The sequence below is a fragment of the Corallococcus sp. AB011P genome (assembly GCF_003611605.1).
In the GTDB taxonomy this organism is placed as follows: Bacteria; Myxococcota; Myxococcia; order Myxococcales; family Myxococcaceae; genus Corallococcus; species Corallococcus coralloides.
In genome coordinates this window covers 1-24311 of the sequence record NZ_RAVX01000036.1, presented here as the reverse complement: position 1 = coordinate 24311, position 24311 = coordinate 1, and the positions used below count along the sequence as shown (strand labels likewise).

Below are 24311 nucleotides of genomic sequence, written 5' to 3'. Positions count from 1 at the left end.
CGCCTCCTACCGGCGCGCCTTGCGAGCCGGCTTGCCCCGAGTGGTCTTCTTCGCCGCGGCCTTCTTCGCGGCGGTCTTCTTCCCCGCCGCCTTCTTCGCCGAAGCCTTCTTCGCAGGGGCCTTCTTCACCGCCGCCTTCTTCGCGGCCGTCTTCTTGCCCGCCGCCTTCTTCGCGGAAGCCTTCTTCGCCGGAGCCTTCTTCGCGGCGGACTTCTTGCCCGCCGCCTTCTTCGCGGAGGCCTTCTTCGCAGGGGCCTTCTTCACCGCCGCCTTCTTCGCGGCCGTCTTCTTGCCCGCAGCCTTCTTTGCGGCCGTCTTCTTGCCCGCAGCCTTCTTCGCCGGGGCCTTCTTCACCGGCTTCGCCGAACCCTCCGGCGCCTCGCGGGTGTCGCCGCCCTCCTTGGCCCGGTCGAACTCGCGCATCGCATCGTCCACGAGGCCCATGCTCATGTACGCGACGCCCAGGTCGTGGTGGTCCGCCGGAGACAGCCCTTCTTTGGTGCCCTCGCGCAGCTTGTTGAGGGCCTCCTCGACCACCGGATCCGCGGCCTGGGGCGCCTGCGAAGCCTCTTCGGCTTCAATCTCGCCCTTCAGCTCCTGGCCCAGGTTCACCGCTTCGTCCTTCGGTGCCTGCGGCTCGGCGGCCACCTTCACCTGGGCGCTCTCGGGCGCGGGGGACTCGGACGCTTCAGGGGCTTCGGACTCGGTGCTGCCCGGCAACGGCGACGGCGTCTCGGACATGGGGGGCTCCGGGGCGATGCGCTGGAGGTGATCCTGCAGCTTGACCGTGCGCTCCTGGAGCTCCGTCACCCGGGCCTTGTCCTTCTCCACCACGTCCGGCGGAGCACGGGCCACGAAGTTCGGGTTGTCCAGCTTGCGCTGCAAACCGGCGAGTTCCTGCTCGGCGCGGGCGATCTCCTTCTTCAGGCGGTCGCGCTCCGCGTCCAGGTCCACCAGGCCCGCCAGGGGCACGTAGATCTCCAGGTTGCCGCTCACGAACGCAGCCGCCTGCGGAGGCTTGGCGCCCGGGGGGCCCACCACCACCTCGGACAGGCCCGCGAGCGGCATCAGGTACGCGCGCCAACGCTCCAGCAATTCGCGCGTCGTCGCGTCCGGGCTCTGCACCACCGCCTTCACCTTGGCGGACGGCGGCAGGTTGCTCTCGCCGCGCAGCGTGCGCAGGCCCTCGATGGCCGCGATGACCGGCGCCATCTCGCCTTCCGCGGCCGCGTCCACCCACGCCGACTCCGGCTCCGGGTACGCCGCGATGCAGATGCTCTCCGTGGGCCGGGACATCGGCAGCTTCTGCCAGATCTCCTCGGTGATGAACGGCATGAACGGGTGCATCAGCCGCAGGATGCGGTCCAGGCACGTCACCAGCACCGCGCGCGTGGTGTCCTTGGCCTCCGCGTCCTCGCCGTACAGCGAGCCCTTCGCCAGCTCGATGTACCAGTCGCAGAACTCCGCCCACAGGAACTGGTACAGCGTGGACGCGGCCTCCGCGAAGCCGAACGCCTCCAGCGACGCGCGCGTCTGCTCGGTGGCCTTCTGCAGCCGGGAGAGGATCCACCGGTCCGCCAGCGTCAGCTTGCGGCCCTCCAGCGGCGTCTTGTCCAGGTTGAAGTCGCCCATGTTCATCAGGGCGAAGCGGCTGGCGTTCCACAGCTTGTTGCAGAACGCCTTGTAGCCCCCCAGGCGGTCCATGGACAGCTTGATGTCTCGGCCCTGCTGCGTGAGCGACGCCAGCGTGAAGCGCAGCGCGTCCGCGCCGTGCGCGGGCATCCCCTGCGGGAAGCGGTTGCGCAGCGACGGCTGCAGCGCTTCCGCCTTCGCGCCCAAGATGACGTCCAGGGGATCAATCACGTTCCCCTTCGTCTTGGACATCTTCTCGCCCTTCTCGTCGCGCACCATCGCGTGCAGGTACACGGTGCGGAAGGGCACGTCGTTCATGAAGTGCAGGCCCATCATCATCATCCGGGCGACCCAGAAGAAGATGATGTCGTGGCCCGTCTCCATCACGGACGTCGGGTAGAAGGTCTGGAGGTCCGCCGTCTGCTTCGGCCAGCCGAGCGTGGAGAACGGCCACAGCGCGGACGAGAACCAGGTGTCCAGCACGTCCGGATCCTGCGTCAGGTCCTTGCCACCGCACTTCGGGCAGGACTCCGGCGGCGTGCGCGACACGATGACGTCCGCCGTGTCCTTCGAGCGCTCCTCCGCCGGGGTGCACGCCGCGCAGTACCACGCCGGAATCTGGTGGCCCCACCACAGCTGGCGGCTCACGCACCAGTCGTGGATGTTGTTCATCCAGTGGAAGTACGTGTTCGTCCAGGACTCGGGGACGAACTTCGTGCGGCCCTCCTCCACGGCCTGGATGGCCGGCTTCGCCAGCGGCTCGATCTTGATGAACCACTGCGGCGACAGGCGCGGCTCCACCACCGTGGCGCAGCGCTGGCAGGTGCCCACGTTCAGCTTGTGCGGCTCCTCCTTCTCCAGCAGGCCCTGCTCCGTCAGGTCCGCCAGCACCTGCTTGCGCGCTTCGGCGCGATCCACGCCCGCGTACTTGCCGGTGTCCTTCGTCATCCGCGCCGCTTCGTCCAGGATGGACAGCATCGGCAGCTTGTGGCGCAGGCCCGTCTGGTAGTCGTTGAAGTCGTGCGCGGGCGTGACCTTCACCACGCCGGTGCCGAACTCCATGTTCACCAGCTCGGCGTCCGCGATGACGGGGATCTCCCGGTCGGTGAGCGGCAGCGCCACGCTCTTGCCGATGAGGTCCTGGTAGCGCGGATCATCCGGGTGCACGGCGACGGCCGTGTCGCCCAGCAGCGTCTCCGGGCGCGTCGTCGCCACGGTGAGGAAGCGCTCCGTGCCCTTCACCGGGTAGCGGATGTGCCAGAGCGAGCCGTTCTTCTCCTCGTGCTCCACTTCCAGGTCGGAGAGGGCCGTGCGGCAGGACGGGCACCAGTTGATCAGCTTCTGGGCCCGGTACATCAGGCCCTCTTCGTACAGCCGGACGAACACCTCGCGCACCGCGGCCGAGGACTGCTCGTCCATGGTGAAGCGCTCGCGGCTCCAGTCCAGCGACGCGCCCAGGTAGCGGTGCTGCTCGCCGATGCGCGCGCCGAACTTGCCCTTCCACGTCCAGACGCGCTCGAGGAACGCCTCGCGGCCCAGGTCGTGGCGGCTCTTGCCCTCCGTCTTCTTGAGCTCCTTCTCCACCACCATCTGCGTGGCGATGCCCGCGTGGTCCGTGCCCGGAAGCCAGAGCGCGTTGAAGCCGCTCATCCGCTTCCAGCGCGTGAGGATGTCCTGGATGGTCGCGGTGAGCGCGTGGCCGATGTGCAGGCTGCCCGTCACGTTGGGCGGCGGCAGCACGATGCTGAACGGCGGCTTGGAGGAAGGGGCTTCGGCGCGGAAGTAGTCGCGCTCCAGCCAGTGGTTGTACCACCGCGCCTCCACCTCGGAGGGCTCGTAGGCCTTGGACAGTTCAGTCGTGTCAGTCATTGCAAGCGGCCGGCCCCCGACGGGGCCGGCGGGGAATCAGAGGGGACTGCGAATCAATGCTGGGTCTCGCGGTCCTTGATGAGCCGCTCCAGCTCTTCCCGGATGATGGTCTCCGCCAGCTGCGGTACGACCTCCCAGGCAATCTTCTCGATGACCTCGCGGGACGCCTTCGACAGCGCCTCGCGCAGCAGTGCCTCGCCGCCATCCGCGGCCGGACGGGCGCGCGCGGGCGGAGTCGCCGGCGAGGGGCCGCCGATGTCCAGGGAGATCTCCTCCGCGCCGGTGGGCTCGGGCAGCGAGTCCTCGATGCGGATGCTCTCCGTCCGGGCCTGCGCTGCGGGCGGCGCGGCCGGAGCGCCCAGGCCGAACGGATCCCGGGCACGGGCGGCCGGAGGCACCGCGGCGGGCGGGGGCGCGGCCGGCAGCGGCGCGGCGCCCGGAGGACGCGGGAAACCACCCGGAATGTTCGGGGCGCCAGGGCCCGGAGGACGCGCGGCCATGCCCGGAGGCGGCGCACCCGGAGGACGCGCGCCCGGCGGCATGGCACCCGGCGGAGGACGCGCACCCGGCGGCATGGCGCCCGGAGGCGGCGCACCCGGAGGACGCGCACCCATGCCCGGAGGCGGCGCACCCGGCGGAGGACGTGCACCCGGCGGAATGGCGCCCGGAGGCGGCGCACCCGGAGGACGCGCGCCCGGCGGCATGGCACCCGGCAGTGGACGCGCCGCGCCCGGAGGCGGCGGCACACCCGCGCCCGGAGGACGCGCACCCGGCGGCGGCATACCCGCGCCCGGAGGACGCGCACCCGGTGGAACAGCGCCCGGAGGCGGCGCACCCGCGGGACGCGCACCCGGAGGCGCGGCGGCGGCGGGCGGCGCACTGGCCGGGGCAACCGGAGCGGCGGTCTGGGGCAGCACGCGCGTCGCGGCGGACGCGGGCATCGTGTTGGACTTCTGGCCCACCAGCGCCTTCACCTTGTCGAGGAGGATCTGGCTCTCGAAGGGCTTGGTGATGTGGTCGTCCGCCCGGGCGGCCTTCGCGCGGTTCTCGTCGAACGCCTCGAAGGTGCCGGCCAGCAGCAGCACCGGGATGGCCTGCGTGGAGGGGTCGCTCTTGAGCGCCTCGCAGACCTCGTAGCCGCTCTTGCCCGGCATCATCACGTCGGCGAGCACCACGTCCGGACGCAGCTCGCGCGTGCGGGAGATGGCGTCCAGCCCGTTGTCCACCGCGGTCACCTGGAAGTCTTCCGTCGCGAAGATCATCCCGATCACCTTGCGGATGGTGAGCGAGTCGTCGGCGATCAGTAGATTCTTGGGCATCGGCTCCGGCCTCGGGGGGCGCATACCCCCCTGAATTCGTTTGAGATTTCGGGCGAGCAAGCCTGCCTGCACGCCCTGTGTCAATCGGAGAAGCTTAGGATTCGCGCGTTGGGCCGATCAAGAAAACATGCGCTGCAGGTCCAGTAACATCACCGGATCCGGCAGCCCCGGCGCCCGGAACGTTCCGAGAAGCTCGGCCGGCTTGAACTTCTGCAGCACACCAAGCACCCGGGTGGCCGCCAGCCCCACGTTCCGCCCCGCCAATTCCGTGAGGACGAACAGCTCCTCCACCCGGGCTGGCGCTCCCAGCAGCGCTGGAATCGAACAGATGGGCCACAGCGCCTGCGCGTGCGGATAGACGCCCGCCACCGGCCCACTCTGCACCGGGAGCACGCTGAACGCCTCGCCCCGGGGCACCACCTGGGAGACGCAAGCGAGGGGGACGCCGAACAGCACCCCCTGGGACTCCAGCACCAGCGCCCGCTCCGGGGGCTCGTCCGCCCAGTGAACGGGCCGGGGCTCCGGCGGGGTCGCCCGGGGGCCCGCCCGGTGCGGCAGCGCCTCCACGATGAGCTCCAGGTACAGCCGGTCCTTGTGCAGCACCGCGCCCCGGCTCAGCGGCGCCAGCGAGTCCGCCAGGCCCGGAGGCAGCAGGAAGAACGGATCCCTCGCGACATCCGCGACCTCCACCACGGAGCGCACCCGCACCGCGAGCGTGGGGCTGACGTCCAGGACCACGACCATGCCCGGCACGTCCTCCGGCAGGCCGCCGAGCAGCGCGGAGAGGTCCTTCACTTCCAGTACGCCGCGCAGACTCGCGCCGCGGGCGCCCGGCATCGCGACCTCGATGACGGACGTGGCCTCCACCGCGTAACGCGTCTCACCGGCCTCCACCAGCAGGCAGAGCCGCCGTCCGCTTTCAAAGGGCACGGCCTGGGACCCTAGCAGCCTTCCAGCGTTGGGTGCTAAGCCCTGAACAGTCATGGCGCGACTGCTCCTCGTCGACGACGAAAAGATCGCCCGCAATCTCTACGGCGACTACCTCACGGCCGCGGGACACCTCGTCACGGCGGTGCCCACCGTGGCGGACGCAAAGGCCGCCCTCTCCGCGGAGCGGTTCGACGCGGTGGTGACCGACCTCATCCTCCCCGGCGGCGACGGCATGGAGGTGCTGCGCCACGTGCGCGAGCGCTACCCCGGCGTGGAGGTGCTGGTCATCACCGGCCTGGACAAGGTGGCCCCCGCGGTGCGCGCCATCAAGAGCGGCGCGGCGGAGTACCTGGTCAAGCCCGTGGCGCCGGAGGCCCTGGAGCACGCGCTGCGCCGCGCGCTCACCACGCGCGACCTGATGCGTGAGAACGCGTCCCTGCGCCAGCACGTCGCGCTGCTGGAGGCGGGCCAGCGCATCGCCACCACGCTCGACCGCGAGCGGCTGTCCATGGCCGCGTCGGACGCGCTGGAGTCCATGGCCAACGCCTCCGCGGTGATGCTCCTGGAGCGGGAACCCAGCGGCACGGGCTTCCGCTCACACGGCATGCGCGGGCTGCCGGTGGACCTGCACGAGGCGTTGGTCCCGCAGCTCATCGAGCGGCTTTCGGGCACACGCACGCCCGTGGAGCTCGACGGACTTCAAGTTCCCTGGCCGCGCACCCTCTCCTTCCCCGCCGTGGACGGCGAGCTGGTGCTGGGCCACGCGGTGCTCTTCCACGACAACGCGCCCGCGGAGCACCACGCGGAGACGGTGGGCTTCCTCGTGCGCAACTGGGCGCTGGCCCTGCGCAACCTGGGCCGCTTCGCCGCCGTGGAGGACCTGGCCTACGTCGACGACCTCACCCGCCTGTTCAACACGCGCTACCTGCACCTGGTGCTGGACCGCGAGGTGAACGAGGCCCTCCAGACGGAGCGCCCCTTCTCCCTGCTGTTCCTGGACCTGGACCGCTTCAAGGCCATCAACGACACGCACGGGCACCTGGTGGGCTCGCGCGTGCTGGTGGAGGCCGCGCGCGTGCTCAAGGGCTGCGTGCGCGACCCGGACGTGGTGGCGCGCTTCGGCGGTGACGAGTACGTGGTGCTCCTGCGCGGCACGGACTCCGGCGGGGCCCTCAAGGTCGCCGAGCGCATCCGCCGCACCATGGAGACCCATCAGTTCCTGGGCCGCGAGGGGCTGGCGCTCAAGCTCACCACCTGCATCGGCGTGGCCAGCTTCCCCGAGCACGCCCAGGACAAGGACCACCTGCTGGACCTGTCCGACCGGGCCATGTACCGGGGCAAGCGTGGCACCCGGAACGTCGTCTACATGGCGGCGCAGGACCTGGAAGCCACCCCGGCCGAGCGCCGTCAGAATCCCCCGCCCCCGCAGGGCCAGGGCTGAAAGCCGGACCGCGCGCTACTTGCGCAGGCTGCCCACGGTGAGGTGCTTGGGCAGCTCCACCTCCGCGGGTACGCTGCCGCCGCCCTCGCTCACCGCCTCCACCTCTTCGTGGGAAGCGCCGGTGGTGATGAGGCGGTACTTCTGGGACGCCTCGCGGTCGTGCTGGGCCTGCTCCGGATCCAACCGCGCGATGAGCTGCCAGAAGAGGGCCGCGTGCTCGCGCTCCTCGTCCATGACGTGCCGCAGGATGGCCTTCGCCTCCTCGTTGTCCGTCGCGTCCAGGTGCGCGGCGTAGAGGTTGATGGCGTCCAGCTCCGCCTCGATGTTGAGCCGGATGGAGCGGGCCAGTTCGGAGTCCGTCAGCTTCCGGGGCACCAGCGAGTGGAACGGGTTCGTCTGCGGCATGAGGACCTCAGCGACAGGGAGAGTCCCCAGCGGGCGAGCGGGCAGCAGCATTTTCCGTCAGGCCGGGCTGGAGGGCGTGCGCGAGCATCCGTTCGGCCGCGAGCGCGGTCAACCGAATCCCGCGGGGGGTGCGTTGCGCGTGAACACCCGCCTCCGCCATGCTCCCGCGCATGGAGACCCCCTCGCCGCTCGCGCAGCTGCTCCAGGCCCTGGACGCGGGGGACCTGGAGAAGGCACGGCTCGCGGCCGTGGCGCTGCAACGCGCCAACGCCCACACCCATCAGGTCGCCGCGGAGGTCCTCCACGAGCTGCGTCAGCCCCTCCTGGGCGCGAAGGCCTACGCCCAGCTGCTCGCCGAGGAAGCTGGCTCCAGCGGCCCGCTGAAGCTGCTGCTCGCGCAGGTGGAGCGGATGGAGCAGATCGTCTCCGACTTCATCCGCCTGGCCAGCGAGCGGCCGGCCCCGCAGCAGCGGCTGTCCCTGGCGGCGCCCATCTGGGCGGCGGCGAAGGTGTTCAGCGTCAACCCGGACTCGGCGCGCATCTCCCTGGAGGTGGAGGCCCCCGAGGACCTCACCATCCAGGGCAACGCGCGGCTGATTGAGCAGCTCACGCTCAACCTGCTCAACAACGCCCGCGACGCCATGTCCGGCCGGGGCCGCGTGAAGGTGACGCTCGCGCGCGACGGCGCCTCCGCGGCCCTCTACGTGTCCGACTGGGGACCGGGCATCCCGGACGAGCTCAAGACGCGCATCTTCGAGCCCTACGTCTCCGCCAGCAAACGCGGCACGGGCCTGGGGCTCGCCGTCTGTCGCCGCATCGCGCAGGAGCACCACGCGCAGATTGCCCTGGTGCCGCCCACGACGCTGCGCGAGGTGCCGCCCCCGGCCACGGTGTTCCGCGTGCTCTTCCCGCCCACGGACGCGCCGCGCCCGCCGCGCAAGCGCCTGCTGGTGGTGGACGACGAGGGCATCATCCGGATGGTCTTCAAGGACCTGATGGACAAGGAGTGCGAAGTCATTGAAGCGGCCACGGGCGAGGCCGCGCTCGAAATCCTCCGCTCGTCGCGCGTGGACCTCATCGTCACGGACAAGAACCTGCCCGGGATATCCGGCCTGGAGCTGGCCCAGCACGCGCGGAAGCTGGACCCCGCGTCGCGCGTCATCCTGATGACGGGATACCCCTCGCTGGTGACGACGCAGCAGGCGCTCCAGCTGGGCGTCGTGGACTACCTGCTCAAGCCCTTCGACGACATCCGCCAGGTGCGCGCGCTGCTGCGGCAGGCGCTGTACACGCCGGCCGCGCCGCCCGTCCCGGCCCCCAGCGCCGCCGTGCGCCGGGTGGACGTGCTGGAGGACAACCCGGCCACCGCGCGGCTGATTTCGGAGGCGCTGACCCTCCTGGGGCTGGAGGCGCGCGTCGTCGCGGGCGCGGAGGTGGTCACGATGGAGCCGCCCGTGGGCGTGGTGGTGTCGTGGGACTTCGCGCCGGCCTACGGCAAGAAGGCGCTGGAGCTGGCCCGGGCCCTGAGCCAGGGCGCGCCCTTCGTCGTCCTGGCGGAACACCTCACCATGGACACTGCGCTGGCGTCGCTGCGCGCCGGGGCCGCCGCGTGCCTGCCCAAGCTGCTCTCCGACACCGCGGCGCTCAGCCGCGAGCTGGGCCTGGCCTTCAAGAAGACCGCTTCCTGAAAAGACTCCGGCCCCGGGCGCCCCGCTTTCGCGAGGCCCACCGGGGCCGGAAACCCTTACGGAGCTACGGAGCCTTCAGCCGGCTCAGTAGTCCATGTCGTCGCCGCCGTACTCCGGCATGGCGCCGCCGCCCGCGCCGCCCTTGGCCTTCTTCTTCGGGCGCTCGGCGATCATCGCCTCGGTGGTGAGCAGCAGGGACGCCACGGAGGCGGCGTTCTGCAGCGCGGTGCGCTCGACCTTCGTCGGGTCGATGACGCCGGCCTTCTCCAGGTCCTCGTAGGTCTCCGTGCGGGCGTTGAAGCCGAACGCGCCGGTGCCGTCCTTGACCTTGTTGATGACGACCGCGCCCTCGACGCCGGCGTTGCTGGAGATCTTGCGCAGCGGCTCCTGCAGCGCCTTGCGGATGATGTCCACGCCGAAGTTCTGCTCGCCGCCCAGCTTCAGGCCGTCCAGCGCCTTGAGGCTGCGGATGTAGGCCACGCCGCCGCCAGGGACGATGCCCTCTTCGACGGCCGCGCGGGTCGCGTGCAGCGCGTCCTCCACGCGGGCCTTCTTCTCCTTCATCTCCACTTCGGTCGCCGCGCCGACGTTGATGACCGCCACGCCGCCCACGAGCTTCGCCATGCGCTCCTGGAGCTTCTCGCGGTCGTAGTCGCTGGTGACCGTCTCAATCTGGGTGCGGATGAGCTTGATGCGGCCCTCGATGTCCGCCTTCTGGCCGGCACCGTCCACGATGGTGGTGTTGTCCTTGTCCACCGTGATGCGCTTGGCGCGGCCCAGGTCGTTGAGGGTCAGGTTCTCGTACTTGTGACCCAGCTCCTCGCTCACCACCATGCCGCCCGTCAGCGTGGCGATGTCCTTGAGCATCTCCTTGCGGCGGTCACCGAAGCCCGGCGCCTTCACCGCGGCCACGTTCAGCACGCCGCGGATCTTGTTCACCACCAGGGTGGCCAGGGCCTCGCCCTCGATGTCGTCCGCGATGATGAGCAGCGGCTTGCCCGAGCGCGCCACCTGCTCCAGCACGGGGATCATGTCCTGCATCGACGAGACCTTCTTCTCGCTGATGAGGATGTAGGGGTCTTCGTGGACGACCTCCATGCGGTCGCGGTTCGTGACGAAGTACGGCGACACGTAGCCACGGTCGAACTGCATGCCCTCCACCACGTCGAGCGTCGTCTCCAGGCCCTTGGCCTCCTCGACGGTGATGACGCCCTCCTTGCCCACCTTCTCCATCGCGTCCGCGATGATGGTGCCGATGGTCTCGTCACCGTTCGCGGAGATGGTGCCCACCTGCGCGATGGCCTGCTTGTCGGACGTGGGCTTGGAGAGCTTCTTCAGCTCCGCCACCACCACCTCCACCGCCTTGTCGATGCCGCGCTTGAGGTCCATGGGGCTGTGGCCGGCAGCCACCAGCTTCAGGCCCTCCTCATAGATGGCGCGCGCGAGCACGGTCGCCGTCGTGGTGCCGTCGCCGGCCTTGTCGGAGGTCTTCGACGCGACCTCCTTCACCATCTGCGCGCCCATGTTCTCGAAGCGGTTCTCGAGATCGATCTCCTTGGCGACGGTGACGCCGTCCTTGGTGATGGTGGGCGAGCCGAAGCTCTTCTCGATGACCACGTTGCGGCCCTTGGGACCGAGCGTCACCGCGACCGCATCCGCGAGGATCCGGACGCCGCGCAGGATGGAATCGCGCGCGGACTGGTGGAAGAAGATTTCCTTCGCTGCCATCGTAACCTCCGATAATACTTGGGGAATTTCTACAAATGGGGATGGCCGTTAGCACTCGGCCATGTCGAGCGCCAACATAAGGGCCGCATCGACGATGTCAACGGAAAGGGGCAGGCGTGTGGGCCTGAGGACGCCTTCCGGCCCGCCCGGGTGGGGGGCCCAGGCAGCCTCAAGGAAGGCCCTACTCCGCGAAGCGCACGAGGTTGAGCAGCTGCCCCATGTCCAGGGGCTTCTGCAGGGTGATGGCGACGCCCTTGCGCAGGCCCCGGTCGGAGATGTTGGCGTCCGTGCTGGCGGTCATCATCAGGACGGAGATGTTCTGGAAGCGGGGGTCCGCCTTCAGCATCTCCGTGAAGTGGATGCCGTCCAGGTGGGGCATCAGGTAGTCGGTGATGACCAGCCCCACGGGGTGCCGCTCCATGATGTCCAGGGCCTGGAGCGCGTCCGACGCCGAGAACACGGTGTAGCCATGCATCTCCAGGTAGCGAGAGAGCATGGTGCACAGCTCGTAATCGTCGTCGACGACCAGGATGTTCACGGGGTTCGGGCCGAAACGGGGCGCTGGAAGGTAACAGCGACGCCGGTCGTTGACAACGCGAAGGGCGGCTTCTTAGCTGCCGGCCCGTATGGCGAAGCGCATGGCGAAGCAAGGGGAGGCGCGGGACATGGACGCGCGGCTGGAGGGGGTCGCGGACGCCTTCGAGGCGAGGGACTTCGAGGCCGCGCTCACCAGCGCCGACGCCCTGCTCCGGGACGTTCCCGACTCACCAGAAGCCCTGCACTACCGGGCCGCCGCGCTGGTGGAGGTGGGCCGCCTGGAGGACGCGGGCAAGGCCTATGGCGCCGCCCTCAAGATGGCCCCGGAAGACCTGGAGATCCTCTTTGGCGCGGCGGAGTTCCTCGTGTGCCGCACCGGCGAGGACCGCGAGGCGGTGGAGGAAGGGCTGGAGTGGTGCGGCCGCGGGCGGAAGCTGGCGCAGCGGGACGACGACGTGGAGCTCGTCTACGAGTTCCTCCTCCTGGAGGGCATGGGCCTCAACCAGCTGGGGGAATGCGAGTCCGCGCTGAAAATCCTGGACCAGGCGCTGACGCACATGCCGCGCTCGCCGGACGCGCAGCTGGAGCGGGGCATCGCGCTGTTCGAGCTGTGCCGCTTTCAGCCCGCGCAGGAGGCCTTCGAGCGGGTGTTGAAGGACGCGCCAGACGAGGCGTGGGCGCACCACTACCTGGGGCTCGTCGCCGAGCGGCGCCAGGATGCGAAGGAGGCGAAGAAGCGCTTCTCCCGGGCGCAAGCGCTGGCGCCGGAGGAGCTGCCGCCGCCGGTGGCGCTGGAGGAGGCGGCGTTCGACCGCGCGGTGGAGGACGCGATGCGCGCCCTGCCCTCGCAGGTGAAGCAGTACATGGACAACGTGACGCTGGCGGTGGAGGACCTGCCGTCGGATGAGGACCTGCTGGGTCAGCAGCCGCCGCTGTCGCCGTGCATCCTGGGCGTGTTCCGGGGCACGCCCGTGGGCGAGCGCAGCGTGATGGACGCGGCGGATCACTTCCCGCCCTCCATCGTGCTGTACCAGAAGAACCTGGAGCGCTTCGCGCGCACCCGCGAGGAGCTCATCGAGCAGATTGGCATCACGGTGATGCACGAAGTCGGTCACTTGATGGGTCTGGATGAAGACGACCTGTGGGAGCGGGGGCTGGACTAGCGCCGTTCTCCCCTGCCCTGATGCGCGCCATGCATGCATGGACGAAGCTGGGGCTGATGGCGGTGCTGGGCCTGACGGGCTGCCTGGGCGACGACAACGAAGAGCCGCGCACGTGTCCGCAGGTGGTGGTGTTCGCGCGCTCGGACAGCGAGACGTGCAAGTCCTTCCCGACGCCGTGTGACGTGCCGGAGGGGTATGTCGAGTGCTGCGGCGGGCTCTTCGGGGGCTGCGCGGGGAACGTGTCCGGGAACACCTGCGTGGATGATCCGTCCGACACGTGCCAGCCCGGGGGCAGCGCGGACTGTCCGGGCATCTGCCAGTAGGCGTCAGGCGGCGCGCGAGCCCTTGTCCTCGAAGTAGGCGCGGCGGGCGCGGGCGCAGGCGGGGCACTGCCACTGCACCAGGGTGAGGTGGCGGTCGCCCAGGACGATGGTCTCGTGGCGGAGCGAGTCCCGTGGGGCCTCGCTGGTGGCCCCGCAGGCGCAGCGCAGACGGCCCAGCGTGGACAGCAGCTCCTGGGGGCTGGTGATGGGGATGGCGGACCCGGCGCTGTCGCCCCGATGGTCGGCGTCGAACTTGCGTGCGAAGGCGCGGCGCCGGCCCCAGGCGCGGCCCTTGCGCCAGAGCTCCAACGGGCCCCCCTGCGCGATGACGAACCACAGCACGAGGCACGTCGTGATGATGCCCAGGAGGAGGGTATCCGCCTCGCCGGACGGAGCTCGCGAGGCCCGGCGGGCAGGACGGCTCCCGAGCTGGACGTAATAGCCGCGATGATCGTCGGTGGTGCGCACGGCCTTCACGTACTCCGCGATGCGCTCCGGCGGGACGGAGTCCGCGAGGCTGCGGTAGCGGTAGTCGAGCACCACCGTCTTGCCGTCGGCGCGTGTGTCGGCCTCGAAGCGGAAGGCCGGATCGTCCACGGCGCTGTGCTCCTTGCCACCGGGAAGAGGCTCGCTGGACTTCAGCGTGATGCGGTGGCGGGCGAAGACGGGGTGCCGCACCTCCAGCGGGAAGGCGCGGCGGGAGTAGCTCGGCTCGGTGAGGTACTCGCGGAGGGTGTGCGCGCTGAAGTCCCGGCGGCCGTCGGAGGACCAGAAGTCCTCGATGCGGTAGTGCTCGTGCAGGACGAGCACGTTCTTCGCGGTGTCGTCGTCCACCGTCATGGGCTTCTCGACGGTGATCTTCGCGTCCTTCTTCGCGTAGTAGTTGACGTAGTAGCGGGACAGCTCGGACAGGGACGTGCTCGCGAGCATGCGGCGCATGGAGTTGGCGGATTCGCCCGTGCGGGTGGTGACCACGTCGAGCGTCGCGGGCCCGTCGCGGTCCTTCGCGACGTAGGTCTCGTCCACGAAGACGGAGGGCTCCTTCAGCGTGGGCGCGGGGATGACGGAGAGCGCCGTGGTGCCGGGGGCGACGATGAGGGCCCGGCCGTAGGGAGGCGGCTCGTAGCTGTCCAGTCCTCCCCGCTCCAGCGTCGACGTGGGATCCACCCACAGCTCACGGCCGGCCACGGTGGCGTGGACGATGGCGTGGTCGAACGCGGTGGAGGTGGGACGCCAACCGTCCAACAGCTGCGTGAGGTCCGTGTTCACGAGCGCCGGCCGCGCGTCGATGCCCAGGCCCTTGAGCAGCGCCACCAGCAGCAGGGACTTGTCCTTGCAGTCGCCGAAGCGGCGCTGGAGGACTTCGTCGGGCGGATGGGGCTGGTGGGAGTTGGGGCCCATCTCGATGCCCAGGTAGCGAACCTCGTCCTGGACGAAGCGCAGCGCGGCGAGGAAGCGCGCCTCGGGCGTGGGCTCCTTCGCGAGCCGGCGGACCTCCTGCTCCAGCGCCTTCGAGCGCGTGGGCACCTGGAAGAGCGAGGAGGCCCAGCGCGCGACGTCGTTCCAGTCCTTGTATTCGCTCAGCTGGACCCAGGGGTAGACGGGCTGCCATCCGGGGACATGGTCCTCGGAGCGGACGGAGGGCACGTCGCGGCGCTCCAGGACGATTTCCCGTTCGCCGTCCAGCATCGACTCCGAGCGCGACAGGCCCGGCGCGGCGAAGTCCCGGATGAAGAGCGTGCGCCCCCGCCCCTCCGGCCACAGCAGCCGGTAGGCGAAGTGGACCACAGGGAAGGGCTGGCCCGCGACGACGGCGTCGGAGAAGCGGCCGCCGAAGACGGGGTTGGCCCCTGCGAGGGAGTACGCCACCTCCACCGTGTCGCCGACGCGCACGTCGCGCAGGAACGGCACCACGGAGAGGGTGCCGTTGTAGAGCCGGTTCTGGAGCTCGGTCTCCTGCTGGATGACCCGGGCTTCGGAGGCCTGGAAGACGTCCTCGCGGCGGCCGTCGCGGATGCGCCAGATGCCGTGGACGGTGAGCTTCTGGTAGGTCGGGTCGAAGCGGATCTGGATGTCCGTGACGCGCTCGATGCCTTGCGGCGAGAGGACCTTCCGGGCCGCGTGCACGTACTGCTCGCGCGAAGGGCCAGACACGCGCACCTGTTTATCCGTCAGCAGCCAGGCGACGCTCGTCTCGTCGTCACCCGCTGCTTTCGGGTGGGAGTCCGGAGGAATGGGGAGCGGCTTCACCCACCTGGAGGGAGGCCCGACCCGGAAGGGCAACGCCGTCGCCGCATGCGCGCTCAAGGACAGACACAGACACAACAGCAGGACGGACACCGGCAGGAAGCCCGGTGCCAGGAGGACGGAACGGAGGGTTCGGCGCATGGCGGAAGGGCGCCCATCATGGAGCCCGGATGACGCGCCGGGCAAGGCGCCCCCTGGGACACCGGGCGAGCGTCCCCGCTCCATTCACCAGTGAAAACCGACATGCGAGCCAGGCCTGGAATTGCCGTGACACGGGCTAGGGTTCCGGCCATCGGTTGGGAGTCCAAGGAGGCTTGGGATGGTCAACGTGAAGCAGGTCGCGACGCGGCTGAAGAGTGCGTTCCTGGCGGACCCGGAGCGCTTCTACACGAACGAGACAGGGGCCTGGGTGGCGGGGATGCCGACGCCGCGGGACATCCGGGTGACGACGGGCCGGGAGCCCTTCTGGATCAACCTGGGCTACTGGAAGCACGTGGAGAAGGTGGACGACGCCAACGTGGAGCGCGTGGGGGAGCTGTTCCGGTCCGCGCAGGCGGAGATGGCGCGCCTGCTGGCGAGGACGGCGAAGCTGGGGCCTGGGGATGCCGTCCTGGACTGCGGCTTCGGGTACGCGGACCAGGACCTGCTGTGGGCGGAGGAGTTCAAGCCCGCGAGCATCGTCGGGGTGAACATCACGCCGAACCAGGTGAAGGTGGGCCGGGAGCGCGTGAAGCTGACGGGGCTGGAGGGCGTGGTCCGGCTGGAGGTGGGGAGCGCGACGGCGCTGCCGGGGCCGGAGGGAGCGTTCGACGTGGTGTTCGCGCTGGAGTCCGCGATGCACTTCCGGACGAGGCAGGACTTCCTGCGCGAGGCCTTCCGGGTGTTGAAGCCGGGAGGCCGGCTGGTGATGGCGGACATGGCGCAGAAGACGGACCGCGAGTCGGGCGCGGGGCTGCGCGCGAGGCTGCGCTACCGCTACTGGCGGGGGCTGATTGCGTTTCCGGAGGAGAACGTCTGGTCGACGGAGCGCTACCGGGAGGAGCTCCGGCGGGCGGGGTTCCAGGACGCGAAGGTGGAGTCCATCGCGGATGACGTGTACCCGGCGGTGAACACGGCGCTGGTGGCGCTGCGGGGCATGACGCAGCTGGAGCGCAGTCCGGGGAGCACGTCCCTGCACCAGGTGCGCGCGGACGTGCACAAGGCGATGCGGATGACGCCGGAGCAGCTCCAGTGGCCCGCGCTGTTCAACTGCGACGAGTACGCCGTGGTGTTCGCGCGCAAGCCGTGACGGTGGTTGACGGACCAGGCCGGAGCGGCGGTAATCGGAAGCGGTAGGGCCTCCGGACCTGGTGGCCGGCCCGGTCTTCAAAACCGGTGAGGGGCTGCGAGAGCAGTCCCTGGCGAGTTCGATTCCCGTGCCCTACCGCCAATACTTCCGAGGGGTTACGCCCCCGTACTGCCACCCTGGCAGCACCGGACTCGTCCACACGCGTCCCCACGAATCTACCCGACGTCGTTAGCGTGTCGTTAGCGCAAGACGCTATGGGAACGTCACGTTGCCGAGGGTGACTGTGCGCGGTCCGGTCTCCTCCCACAGCTTGAGGGTGAAGGTCGCACGGGATGACGCAACAGTGGATTCAGCCTCCACAATGACGCTGCCTGGAACAACGGGCGTGATGGGCTCCCTCTGCCACACTCGCAGAATCCTCAACTCCTCACCGGCCTTGCTCTTGAGCGTCGCGCCCTTTGCCGTCCAAGGCAATGCACCGGCCTTCACGGAAAGCCCGACCTCCACCGCCACCCGCGTAGTGGACCGGTAGGACTGGAACATGGTTGCGTCAACCCCACTGCCAGACACCTGGGGGATGGCATTGGTCATGATGCGTACTGACACACCTTCAGCATCCATGGCCCCTGTAGAGATCAGCCCGGTCAGCCCCCCCGGCGCAGCACGTTCAGCAATCAATCGGGCATTCTCTTCCTGATAGCGCAACGCAACCGCGCGAGCCTCCCGCGCTTCCTGCTGATACGTCTCTATCGTCCTCTTCTCGCGATACACTTCGACAAGGGGCTCCGCTTTCGCAGGATGCACCTTCAGCAGGAACGACGCGCTCGCAGGCGCTGCACCATCCCGGAAGCGCACCGTCAGAAGAAACCGCTCGCCAGGAGCGACCTGCGATGAAGGCATCACTCGAATGACCGTTTGCCCGGCATCCAAAATGGAGAAGGACTCACGGCCATCTAGCGCCACCGCATCGCGCACAAGCTCAGCATCGAAGAACAAACCGGTTGAGAGGCCAGGGCTCACAGTAATTTCCGGCGTCGCCTGACCACCTTCCGGCATCAACTCAATACGGCGGATCGCCTGCGCCGAAACCGCAGGTTCAGCCTGTGCGAGGGTCGCGCCACTCGGCAGAAAAAGCCCCAGGAGGAGTACCCATGAACAAGAAGACACGCTGCGGTTACTCCTGAGTGAACGTGCTACTCGAACTCGCTGACGGCTCTGACAGCGGCAGTGGAGAAAATACGAGCACGAGAAGGAGAGTCATCACCGGCTTCTCGCTCCATCCCCTTGACTCCCTCTACACTGAGCAGTTCAAAACACACTGGAAAGCCATCCCCCTGCAGAGGAGTGGCCCAAGTGAAGCGGCCATAAACACGGTCACTCACGACAGCACGACCCGACAGCACCGTGCCCCCTGGCATACCCGCCTCGGTAAGGAGATGAACTTCAACGGGTCCATCTCCCACAGAAATAATTCTGGGTCGGCCTTGGACAAAAAGCGCATGGAGCCTGCGTCCGACCTTAACTTCCCGTTTCGCCATGGCCTTCACGGCCCCCTCCGGGCACTGCTCGGGAGGAGGTGCCGGGCGCACCTGCGGCCCCGGGCACGCGAGCGCCGAGCATGCCGCCGCCGTGCCGACAGCACGGGCCATGACGCTCATGCCCTTCTTCGCGGGCTTCGAGGGGAGCTGAAGGGGCTGCGTCTCTTTCGGCTGCGTCGTCACGGTGGCTGAAACCTCCTGGAGCGTCGCGGGGAGAGCGACGGCCGCAGCGGTGGCCTCCGGCCCGGTGGGAGCTGCGGCGCGGTCAGCTTGAGTCGACTTGTCAGAGGGCGCTACTTCCTGACGGGTGGAGGCCGGCCTCGCGATGCGTGACGTCCCGAGTCCCCACGCGGCCCCCGCCAAGACGAGCATCACAGCGAGCGCCGCCCAAGCACGGAAGGCCCCACGCTTCTCGGGCGCCACACGCACGGTCGTCGCGGGGGGCGGCATCTCGCTCGCCGCACCATCCGAGTCCTCAGCTGGCACTGGCTTCGGGGAAATGCGTTTGCCTCGTCGGGGACGGTGCCGGGGTTGGTGCCGCCACTGCTCGAAGCTGTCGATGTCCTCTCCCTCCGTCGTCGCGGAGTCCTCGGCGTACGCGTCGCAGAGCGGCACGTCCCACGTCACGTCCGCGCCGCGTAGCGCCTGCTCCAGCGACTCGCAGAGAGTCTGGGCGCTGGGCGTGCGGGCCTCGGGGGTCTTCTCCAGCAACCGCAGGCACACGTCGCTCAGCACCCGAGGCACCCGCTCGTTCTCCTCATGCGGCGGCGTGGGTGCACTGGAGAGGATCGCCTCCGTCAAGCTGGCGCCGTCCTCGCCATCGAAGGGGAAGCGCCCCGTCAGCAGCCGGTAAGAGACGAGCCCCAGCGCCCACAAGTCGTCCGCAGGCCCCGCCGTGTAACGGGCATCCCGTTCCTCAAGGTGGGCTCGCAGGAAGCGCCATGCCTCCGGGGAGCGGTAGTCCACCGTCCCGGGCGGGAGGATGTCCGCCGTCAGCTCGCGCGCGCCCACGTAGTCGCCAATGCCGAAGTCCACCAGCTTGGCCAGGCCGTCCGAGGCTCGCACCATGACGTTGGCCTCCTTCACGTCCCGGTGCACCACCCCATCTGCGTGGGCAACGGTGAGCGCCCGTGCCACGCCCAGCAGCACGCGCGTCACCTGCCGCCCTGTGGGGTTCTCCGCCTCGGCCCAGGCGTCCAGCTGACGCCCTTCCACGTACTCCATGACGATGACGACGAATTGCGGCTGGGCCACCGGCCAGTAGCCATGGCCCAGAATCCGCACCACGTTGGGGTGGTGCAGGCGAGCGAGGATGGAGACTTCGCGCTCCGCCCTCTCCCCCACGCGCGGCACGTGAAGCAGCTTCAGGGCGAAGCGCTGACCCTCGCAATGCGCGAGGTACACCGTGCCGAAGCCGCCCTGCCCCAGTTGGCGCGCCACCGTGTAGCCCAGCACCTGGGCCCCAGGAGACAGCACAGCCGGAGGTGGCCCCCGCATCATGGCGACCTTCTTTCGGGCTCCCAGGTCTCTCGCATGCGGCGTCCTCTCAGCGGGGCGCGGACCCTACCAGAAGCGTGAGAAGCCCGGGAATCCCTCCCTCTGGCTGCACCCTCCAGAAAGGACTCGTGGAGTCTATCCAACTTCACCTGACCTCCAGCATTCACCCTTGGCCGACCTTTGTGCTGCGCGCTGGGCGTCACCCCGGACGAACTGATGGGCCACGCGCCCGCTTCCAGCGACCTCCCTGCGCGGCACCAACTCCTCCTGCGTGTGCGCACCCTGGAAGAGCCCCGGGTGCGGGCGCTGCTCCTTCTCCTGCCCGAGTCCCGGTAAGCGGCCCGGCCGCGCACGCCCTCGGCTACGCTGCGCGCCCGCCATGAATGAAGAACTCGGCATCACCATCGGCAAGGAGGCCCGCGCGGCCCGCCAGCACCTGGGCCTGACGCAGGCCGAAGTCGCGGAGCGCATTGGGCTGGTGCACCCCGTCTACAATCGCCTGGAGCGCGGGAAGATGCTGCCCAGCGTCCCCTCCCTCTACCGCCTCTGCCGGGAGCTGCGCGTCTCCCCCGAGAAGCTGATGGGCCTGACGCCCACGGGCGACGTGCGCAAGGGCACGAAGCCCAAGCCCAAGGAAGAGGATGCCCCGGAGCTGCGGCGTCTCCTCCACCTCGCGAGCAAGCTGGACGCGGTGGACCTCGCGGCCCTCCTCCACGTCGCCTCGGCCCTGGCGCGCTGAAGCCCTACTCCCGCTTCAAGCCCTCCAACTCGTGGGACTCCAACCCCTCGGGGAAGAAGCCCTCCTCACCGAACTCCACCTCGTCGCGAAGGACGCTGCCCTCCGCCAGCACCTGGGCCCACTCCGCTGCGGCTTCCTGCCGGCCGTAGCCCGGGTGGCGCCTCGCCAGGGCGACGCGCATCGCATCACGCATGTCCGCCGCCGTGGCGAATCGCTGCTCGGGTTTGGCGCGCAGCGCGACATGCAGCATCGCCTTCACGTCCGGGGAGAGTGAGGCCACGGCCTCCTCGACGTCCTCCGGCCCAAAGCTGGCCAGCAGCACCTGCATTTGCGTCAGCGGCAGGGAGGGGATGATTTCAGGCTGGAGGTGGACCATCCCCTTGAGCGGGCCCGGCACGTCCTCCACGTCGAAGAGGTGCTTGCCGGTGAAGAGTTCCACCAGCAGCACGCCCAGGCCGAAGACGTCGGAACGCGGCGTCAATGGTTTACGAGTCAGGTACTCCGGCGAGGCGTAGGCCACGTCTCCACGCACGAGGCTGGCGGGTGACTCCTCGCGCCCCACCACCAGCGAGTACGCCGCGCCGAAGTTCGTCAGCTTCACCTCGCCTTGCGTCCCTACGTAGACATGCCGAGGGTTGACGTCGCGGTGGATGACGCCCAGTGCCTTGCCGTCCACGTCCGTCAGCGTGTGCGCGTGGTGCAAGGCCTCCGCGATTTCCGCGCCGACATAGAGGGCGAAGGCCTCGGAGACGGGCCGGCCACGCGCCACGCCCGCACTCACCAGCGTCTCCAGCGAGGGGCCATCCACGTACTCCATGACGGCGTGCAGGGCGCCTTTGTGCACCTTGCGGTGGAAAACCGTGGCGATGGCCGGGTGGCGCAGACGGAAGGCCAGCTGAATCTCCTCCCCCAGCCGCGTGCGCTGCATGAAGGTGGAGGGGTTCGCCAGCCGCCGCACGAAGCAGTAACCGGGCAGCTTGTTGCCGCGCTCCGTGAAGCGCTGGGCCAGCATCAGCACCTCGCCCGTCTCCATCCGCACCAGTTCGCGGACGGCCTCGTAACGGATGCCGTCAATGGTGAAGAGGCGCAAGGGCCGCTCAGGCGTCGGCGGGAGCTGCCTGCGGCGCGCGGAGGCTTCGGTGCGCGCCAGGTCATCGGTTGTCGTGTCGGGCATGGCTCCTCGGGAGGCGGGAGAAAGGCGCAACGGCGCCTCCCGAGAAGTTTGAGTCCAGTTAACTTTTAAAGTCTACAACCACGAACTCTAAAGGGTAATCACCTCACCTGGGCGAGGGTGAAGCCTGCCCCGGCGCCGAGTACCACGGCCAGCACCACAACCAGGACAGGGACGGGGCGCGGCTGCTGACGGAGCACCTCGTTCTCCGCCTGGAGGCGGCGCAACTCGCGGGCCGAGAGGATGCAGCGCTCAGTGGACAGCCAGCACCCCTCGGACACGGCCACCGTGCGCCCGTCCTGAAGCGTCACGGTGGCGCGGGCTACGTCCAGCACTTCGCCTTCGGCACGTGCCCTTCCCGCCATCAGCAGGGCCAACGCCAGCACCAGGCCCCTCACCGCCTGTCACCCGGATGGAGCGCGTCGAGCGCGGCCACCGCCGCCGCCTTGCCGGCAATCTCCCCGGCCGCCACCTCCACGGCGTCACCGAACAGGAGCGTCTTCACCACCGTGAAGCCACCCGCCGCACCCAGGCCGATTGTGAGTGCCTTCAGCAGCAGGGCGATGGTGAAGGGCTCGCCAGCCAGGAGCGCGTTGGACACCGCACCCGCGACGGACAGCAGCAGCGCCAGCACCGCGCCCGCCCGCGCCGTCTCGTCCTCCACGATGGTGAAGAAGACGGTGGCGTCGCTCTCGAAGGCATCCCGCAGGACCTGCTGGGGCGCGCTGCCCTTGAAGACGTGGCCGGACAACGGGATAGAGAAGGACTTCCAGGTGCCCTTCGTGCGCTTGTACCCGTCTCCGCCGAAGCAATTGGCATCCACCGTGTCCTTGGCCCGGTTAACGGGCGCCTCCAACACGCCATCCAGCGCGTCCGCTTCCACGGGCGAGGTGTCGGGGGCGCGGATGTAGAGCTTGTCGAAGAAGGCCTCTCGGGGTTCGGGCATGGTGGTGGTTCCAGTCAGTGGGAGGGAAAGCGCTGCGCCAGGAAGTCCCTCAGGACGGCGGCAACGCGGCGGCGAGCACTGCCACGGGCGCGACGGAAGGATTTGCGAAGGAAGTGCGGCGGAGGGTTGAACAGCTGCGAGCCCCAGTGCCAGCCCTCGTGAATAGGACCTGCGGACCTGAAGGATCCCCTCATCTAGCGAGTTGATCAGCACACGCTCGCTCGGCGGCTGCGTGCGAAGGCGCTGGTATCCGCGCAAAGAGGCAGCCACCATGACGCGCAAGGTGGCCATCGACGAAGAGCAGGTGCGGGCGTTCCTGACGGAAGTGTTCGAGGAGGACCTGCACGTCCAACGAATCCTCTCCCTGTCGCACGCGACGCTGGGGGCTGTGCAGGCGGCGAGCCTGTCGGTGGCGGCCATCGGCAAGGCCATGGCGTGGGCGCGTGGAGAGGACGTCACGTCCAAGCACGCGGTGAAGCAGGTGGACCGACTGCTGTCGAATGGGGGCTTCGACGTCTGGAAGCTTTTCGCGTCCTGGGTGCCCTTCGTGCTGGCGGAGCGGAGCGAGGCCGTCATCGCGCTGGACTGGACGGACTTCGAGCAGGACGACCAGGAGACGCTCGTGGCCAGCCTCATCACCCGGCATGGGCGGGCCACGCCGCTCTTGTGGACGACGCTGGTGAAGTCCGCCTCCGTGGGTAACCGGCAACTGGTGGAGGACCAGACGCTTCAGCGACTGCGCGAGATAATTGCCTCCGAGGTGAAGGTGACGGTGGTCGCGGACCGGGGCTTCGCGGATGCGAAGTTCTACGCGCTCCTGCGGCAACTGGGCTTCGAGTACGTGGTGCGTTTCCGTGCGGACATGCTTGTCACGTCCGAGGATGCGGAGACGAAGCGCGCGGCCGAGTGGGTCCCCGAAGGCGGACGCGCGAAGGTGCTCCGAGGCGCACGCGTCACCGCAGCCATGGCGCAGGTGGGGGCCGTGGTGTGTGTGAAACGCAAGGGCATGAAGGACTCCTGGTGCCTGGCCACCAGCCTCACGGAAGCCACGGCCCAGGAGGTGCTGGACGTCTACGCCCGGAGATTCACCATCGAGGAGACGTTCCGGGACGTGAAGGACCTCAAGTTCGGCATGGGTCTGAAGCAGGTGCGCGTGAAGACACCCGAGCGTCGAGACCGGTTGCTGCTCATCAGCGCCCTGGCCCAGGTCCTTCTGACGCTGCTGGGAGCCGCGGGGGAGGCACTGGGGTACGACAAGCATTTGAAGGTGAATACGGTGAAACGGCGTACGCACTCGCTCTTCACCCAAGGCACCTACTATTTCATGGCCATGCCGCGCATGAGCGATGAACGACTCCGCCCGTTGGTGGAGCGATTCGCACAACTCGTTCGCGAGCACGCCGTCTTCCGAGAAGCCTTCGGACTTATCTGATTCAGATGAGGGGATGCTTCAGAGGTGGCGGCCCTCTTCTACTCGCTGATTGAGACGGCCCGCCTGCTCGGTGAGGACCCGGGGCGCTACCTGCTGCACGCTGCGCTCGCCGCCATCGAGACTCCCGGCACCGTCACGCTCCCGTCCAGCTCCGACTGACACCACCGCGCCCATTGAAGCCGGGCGGGGGCTCATCCACGCCCCGTCCAGATGGGGCACGGCGAGCTGTTACCCATGGGCTTCCCTGGTGGTCTCCGCATTCCCGTAGTTGAGTCAGTCCATGCGAAAACTCCTCCTCCTCTGCTTGCCGCTGTTCGCCTGTGTGACGACGAAGTCCGTCCCGGTCCCGGCTTCTGCCGACTCCAGCGCGTTGCATCAGGTGAAGCGGGTGAAGGTGGCCGAGGGGGTCGAGCTCGAG

20 protein-coding genes and 1 tRNA gene are annotated in these 24311 nt (G+C 69.0%); 9 read left to right on the top strand and 12 right to left on the bottom strand.

Annotation, left to right across the window (positions count from 1 at the left end):
• Positions 1–6: 6 nt before the first annotated feature.
• The 3 genes from D7X30_RS40285 to D7X30_RS40275 form a co-directional block, all read right to left on the bottom strand.
• Complete coding sequence (locus D7X30_RS40285; protein WP_120568290.1) at positions 7–3501, bottom strand: valine--tRNA ligase; 3495 nt, start codon at positions 3499–3501, stop codon at positions 7–9.
• 53 nt (positions 3502–3554) lie between these two features.
• Complete coding sequence (locus D7X30_RS40280) at positions 3555–4820, bottom strand: PleD family two-component system response regulator (RefSeq protein WP_120568289.1); 1266 nt, start codon at positions 4818–4820, stop codon at positions 3555–3557.
• 117 nt (positions 4821–4937) lie between these two features.
• Complete coding sequence (locus D7X30_RS40275; RefSeq protein WP_120568288.1) at positions 4938–5804, bottom strand: chemotaxis protein CheW; 867 nt, start codon at positions 5802–5804, stop codon at positions 4938–4940.
• On the opposite strand from D7X30_RS40275, the gene D7X30_RS40270 reads away from it, so the two are divergent.
• Positions 5803–7191: a diguanylate cyclase gene (locus D7X30_RS40270; RefSeq protein ID WP_120568287.1), complete on the top strand. Its 1389-nt coding sequence runs from the start codon at positions 5803–5805 to the stop codon at positions 7189–7191. The two genes, D7X30_RS40275 and D7X30_RS40270, sit on opposite strands and share 2 nt — an antisense overlap.
• Positions 7192–7206: 15 nt before the next feature.
• Here D7X30_RS40270 and D7X30_RS40265 read toward each other — a convergent pair whose 3' ends face one another.
• The gene (locus D7X30_RS40265) at positions 7207–7596 is read right to left on the bottom strand and encodes a demethoxyubiquinone hydroxylase family protein (RefSeq protein ID WP_120568286.1); all 390 of its coding nucleotides are present in this window, start codon (positions 7594–7596) and stop codon (positions 7207–7209) included.
• Between the two features lie 170 nt (positions 7597–7766).
• Here D7X30_RS40265 and sinK point away from each other — a divergent pair, with 170 nt between their 5' ends.
• Positions 7767–9284 (top strand): hybrid histidine protein kinase/response regulator SinK, encoded by a 1518-nt coding sequence (gene sinK, locus D7X30_RS40260; protein ID WP_158619470.1) that lies wholly within the window; start codon positions 7767–7769, stop codon positions 9282–9284.
• An 84-nt stretch (positions 9285–9368) separates the two neighbouring features.
• On the opposite strand, the gene groL is transcribed toward sinK, so the two are convergent.
• Entirely contained in the window at positions 9369–11012 is a 1644-nt protein-coding gene (groL, locus tag D7X30_RS40255) for a chaperonin GroEL (protein WP_120568284.1), read from the bottom strand.
• Positions 11013–11193: 181 nt separating this feature from the next.
• Complete coding sequence (locus tag D7X30_RS40250; protein ID WP_120546639.1) at positions 11194–11550, bottom strand: response regulator; 357 nt, start codon at positions 11548–11550, stop codon at positions 11194–11196.
• An 88-nt stretch (positions 11551–11638) separates the two neighbouring features.
• Here D7X30_RS40250 and D7X30_RS40245 point away from each other — a divergent pair, with 88 nt between their 5' ends.
• Complete coding sequence (locus tag D7X30_RS40245) at positions 11639–12712, top strand: metallopeptidase family protein (protein WP_199724692.1); 1074 nt, start codon at positions 11639–11641, stop codon at positions 12710–12712.
• Positions 12713–12741: 29 nt separating this feature from the next.
• Entirely contained in the window at positions 12742–13035 is a 294-nt protein-coding gene (locus tag D7X30_RS40240; RefSeq protein ID WP_120568303.1) for a hypothetical protein, read from the top strand.
• A gap of 3 nt (positions 13036–13038) precedes the next feature.
• Here the strand turns inward: D7X30_RS40240 and D7X30_RS40235 are convergent, their stop codons facing one another.
• On the bottom strand, positions 13039–15423 hold the full coding sequence (locus tag D7X30_RS40235) for a DUF3857 domain-containing protein (protein ID WP_158619469.1): 2385 nt from the start codon (positions 15421–15423) through the stop codon (positions 13039–13041).
• Between the two features lie 178 nt (positions 15424–15601).
• On the opposite strand from D7X30_RS40235, the gene D7X30_RS40230 reads away from it, so the two are divergent.
• Both D7X30_RS40230 and D7X30_RS40225 read left to right on the top strand, forming a co-directional pair.
• A complete protein-coding gene (locus tag D7X30_RS40230; protein ID WP_120568282.1) occupies positions 15602–16570 on the top strand; it encodes a cyclopropane-fatty-acyl-phospholipid synthase family protein in 969 nt (322 codons plus the stop codon).
• 42 nt (positions 16571–16612) lie between these two features.
• Positions 16613–16711, top strand: a tRNA-Sec gene (locus D7X30_RS40225).
• 111 nt (positions 16712–16822) lie between these two features.
• Here D7X30_RS40225 and D7X30_RS40220 read toward each other — a convergent pair.
• On the bottom strand, positions 16823–17737 hold the full coding sequence (locus D7X30_RS40220; RefSeq protein ID WP_120568281.1) for a DUF2381 family protein: 915 nt from the start codon (positions 17735–17737) through the stop codon (positions 16823–16825).
• A 26-nt stretch (positions 17738–17763) separates the two neighbouring features.
• A complete protein-coding gene (locus tag D7X30_RS40215; protein WP_370052101.1) occupies positions 17764–19608 on the bottom strand; it encodes a serine/threonine-protein kinase in 1845 nt (614 codons plus the stop codon).
• A 376-nt stretch (positions 19609–19984) separates the two neighbouring features.
• Between D7X30_RS40215 and D7X30_RS40210 the strand changes: the two genes are divergently transcribed.
• Positions 19985–20344, top strand: a complete 360-nt coding sequence (locus D7X30_RS40210) for a helix-turn-helix domain-containing protein (protein WP_120568280.1) — start codon at positions 19985–19987, stop codon at positions 20342–20344.
• Between the two features lie 4 nt (positions 20345–20348).
• On the opposite strand, the gene D7X30_RS40205 is transcribed toward D7X30_RS40210, so the two are convergent.
• From D7X30_RS40205 to D7X30_RS40195, 3 genes are all read right to left on the bottom strand, one after another.
• Entirely contained in the window at positions 20349–21518 is a 1170-nt protein-coding gene (locus D7X30_RS40205) for a serine/threonine-protein kinase (RefSeq protein WP_120568279.1), read from the bottom strand.
• A gap of 98 nt (positions 21519–21616) precedes the next feature.
• Entirely contained in the window at positions 21617–21901 is a 285-nt protein-coding gene (locus D7X30_RS40200; RefSeq protein WP_233592095.1) for a hypothetical protein, read from the bottom strand.
• An 8-nt stretch (positions 21902–21909) separates the two neighbouring features.
• Positions 21910–22461 (bottom strand): phage tail tube protein, encoded by a 552-nt coding sequence (locus D7X30_RS40195; RefSeq protein ID WP_120568278.1) that lies wholly within the window; start codon positions 22459–22461, stop codon positions 21910–21912.
• 271 nt (positions 22462–22732) lie between these two features.
• On the opposite strand from D7X30_RS40195, the gene D7X30_RS40185 reads away from it, so the two are divergent.
• The gene (locus D7X30_RS40185) at positions 22733–23893 is read left to right on the top strand and encodes an IS4 family transposase (protein WP_120568276.1); all 1161 of its coding nucleotides are present in this window, start codon (positions 22733–22735) and stop codon (positions 23891–23893) included.
• Positions 23894–23917: 24 nt separating this feature from the next.
• A complete protein-coding gene (locus D7X30_RS43510; protein ID WP_255424231.1) occupies positions 23918–24052 on the top strand; it encodes a hypothetical protein in 135 nt (44 codons plus the stop codon).
• Positions 24053–24311: the final 259 nt, after the last annotated feature.

Bases quoted from the DNA above. Each gene is read 5' to 3' on its own strand.
- D7X30_RS40240 (WP_120568303.1), top strand. From the start codon at position 12,742: ATGCATGCATGGACGAAGCTGGGGCTGATGGCGGTGCTGGGCCTGACG.
- D7X30_RS40265 (WP_120568286.1), bottom strand. From the start codon at position 7,596: ATGCCGCAGACGAACCCGTTCCACTCGCTGGTGCCCCGGAAGCTGACG.
- sinK (WP_158619470.1), top strand. From the start codon at position 7,767: ATGGAGACCCCCTCGCCGCTCGCGCAGCTGCTCCAGGCCCTGGACGCG.
- D7X30_RS40185 (WP_120568276.1), top strand. From the start codon at position 22,733: ATGACGCGCAAGGTGGCCATCGACGAAGAGCAGGTGCGGGCGTTCCTG.
- D7X30_RS40205 (WP_120568279.1), bottom strand. From the start codon at position 21,518: ATGCCCGACACGACAACCGATGACCTGGCGCGCACCGAAGCCTCCGCG.
- D7X30_RS40195 (WP_120568278.1), bottom strand. From the start codon at position 22,461: ATGCCCGAACCCCGAGAGGCCTTCTTCGACAAGCTCTACATCCGCGCC.
- D7X30_RS40285 (WP_120568290.1), bottom strand. From the start codon at position 3,501: ATGACTGACACGACTGAACTGTCCAAGGCCTACGAGCCCTCCGAGGTG.
- D7X30_RS40280 (WP_120568289.1), bottom strand. From the start codon at position 4,820: ATGCCCAAGAATCTACTGATCGCCGACGACTCGCTCACCATCCGCAAG.
- D7X30_RS40215 (WP_370052101.1), bottom strand. From the start codon at position 19,608: ATGATGCGGGGGCCACCTCCGGCTGTGCTGTCTCCTGGGGCCCAGGTG.
- D7X30_RS40270 (WP_120568287.1), top strand. From the start codon at position 5,803: ATGGCGCGACTGCTCCTCGTCGACGACGAAAAGATCGCCCGCAATCTC.
- D7X30_RS40275 (WP_120568288.1), bottom strand. From the start codon at position 5,804: ATGACTGTTCAGGGCTTAGCACCCAACGCTGGAAGGCTGCTAGGGTCC.
- D7X30_RS40230 (WP_120568282.1), top strand. From the start codon at position 15,602: ATGGTCAACGTGAAGCAGGTCGCGACGCGGCTGAAGAGTGCGTTCCTG.
- D7X30_RS40235 (WP_158619469.1), bottom strand. From the start codon at position 15,423: ATGCGCCGAACCCTCCGTTCCGTCCTCCTGGCACCGGGCTTCCTGCCG.
- D7X30_RS40210 (WP_120568280.1), top strand. From the start codon at position 19,985: ATGAATGAAGAACTCGGCATCACCATCGGCAAGGAGGCCCGCGCGGCC.
- groL (WP_120568284.1), bottom strand. From the start codon at position 11,012: ATGGCAGCGAAGGAAATCTTCTTCCACCAGTCCGCGCGCGATTCCATC.
- D7X30_RS40245 (WP_199724692.1), top strand. From the start codon at position 11,639: ATGGCGAAGCGCATGGCGAAGCAAGGGGAGGCGCGGGACATGGACGCG.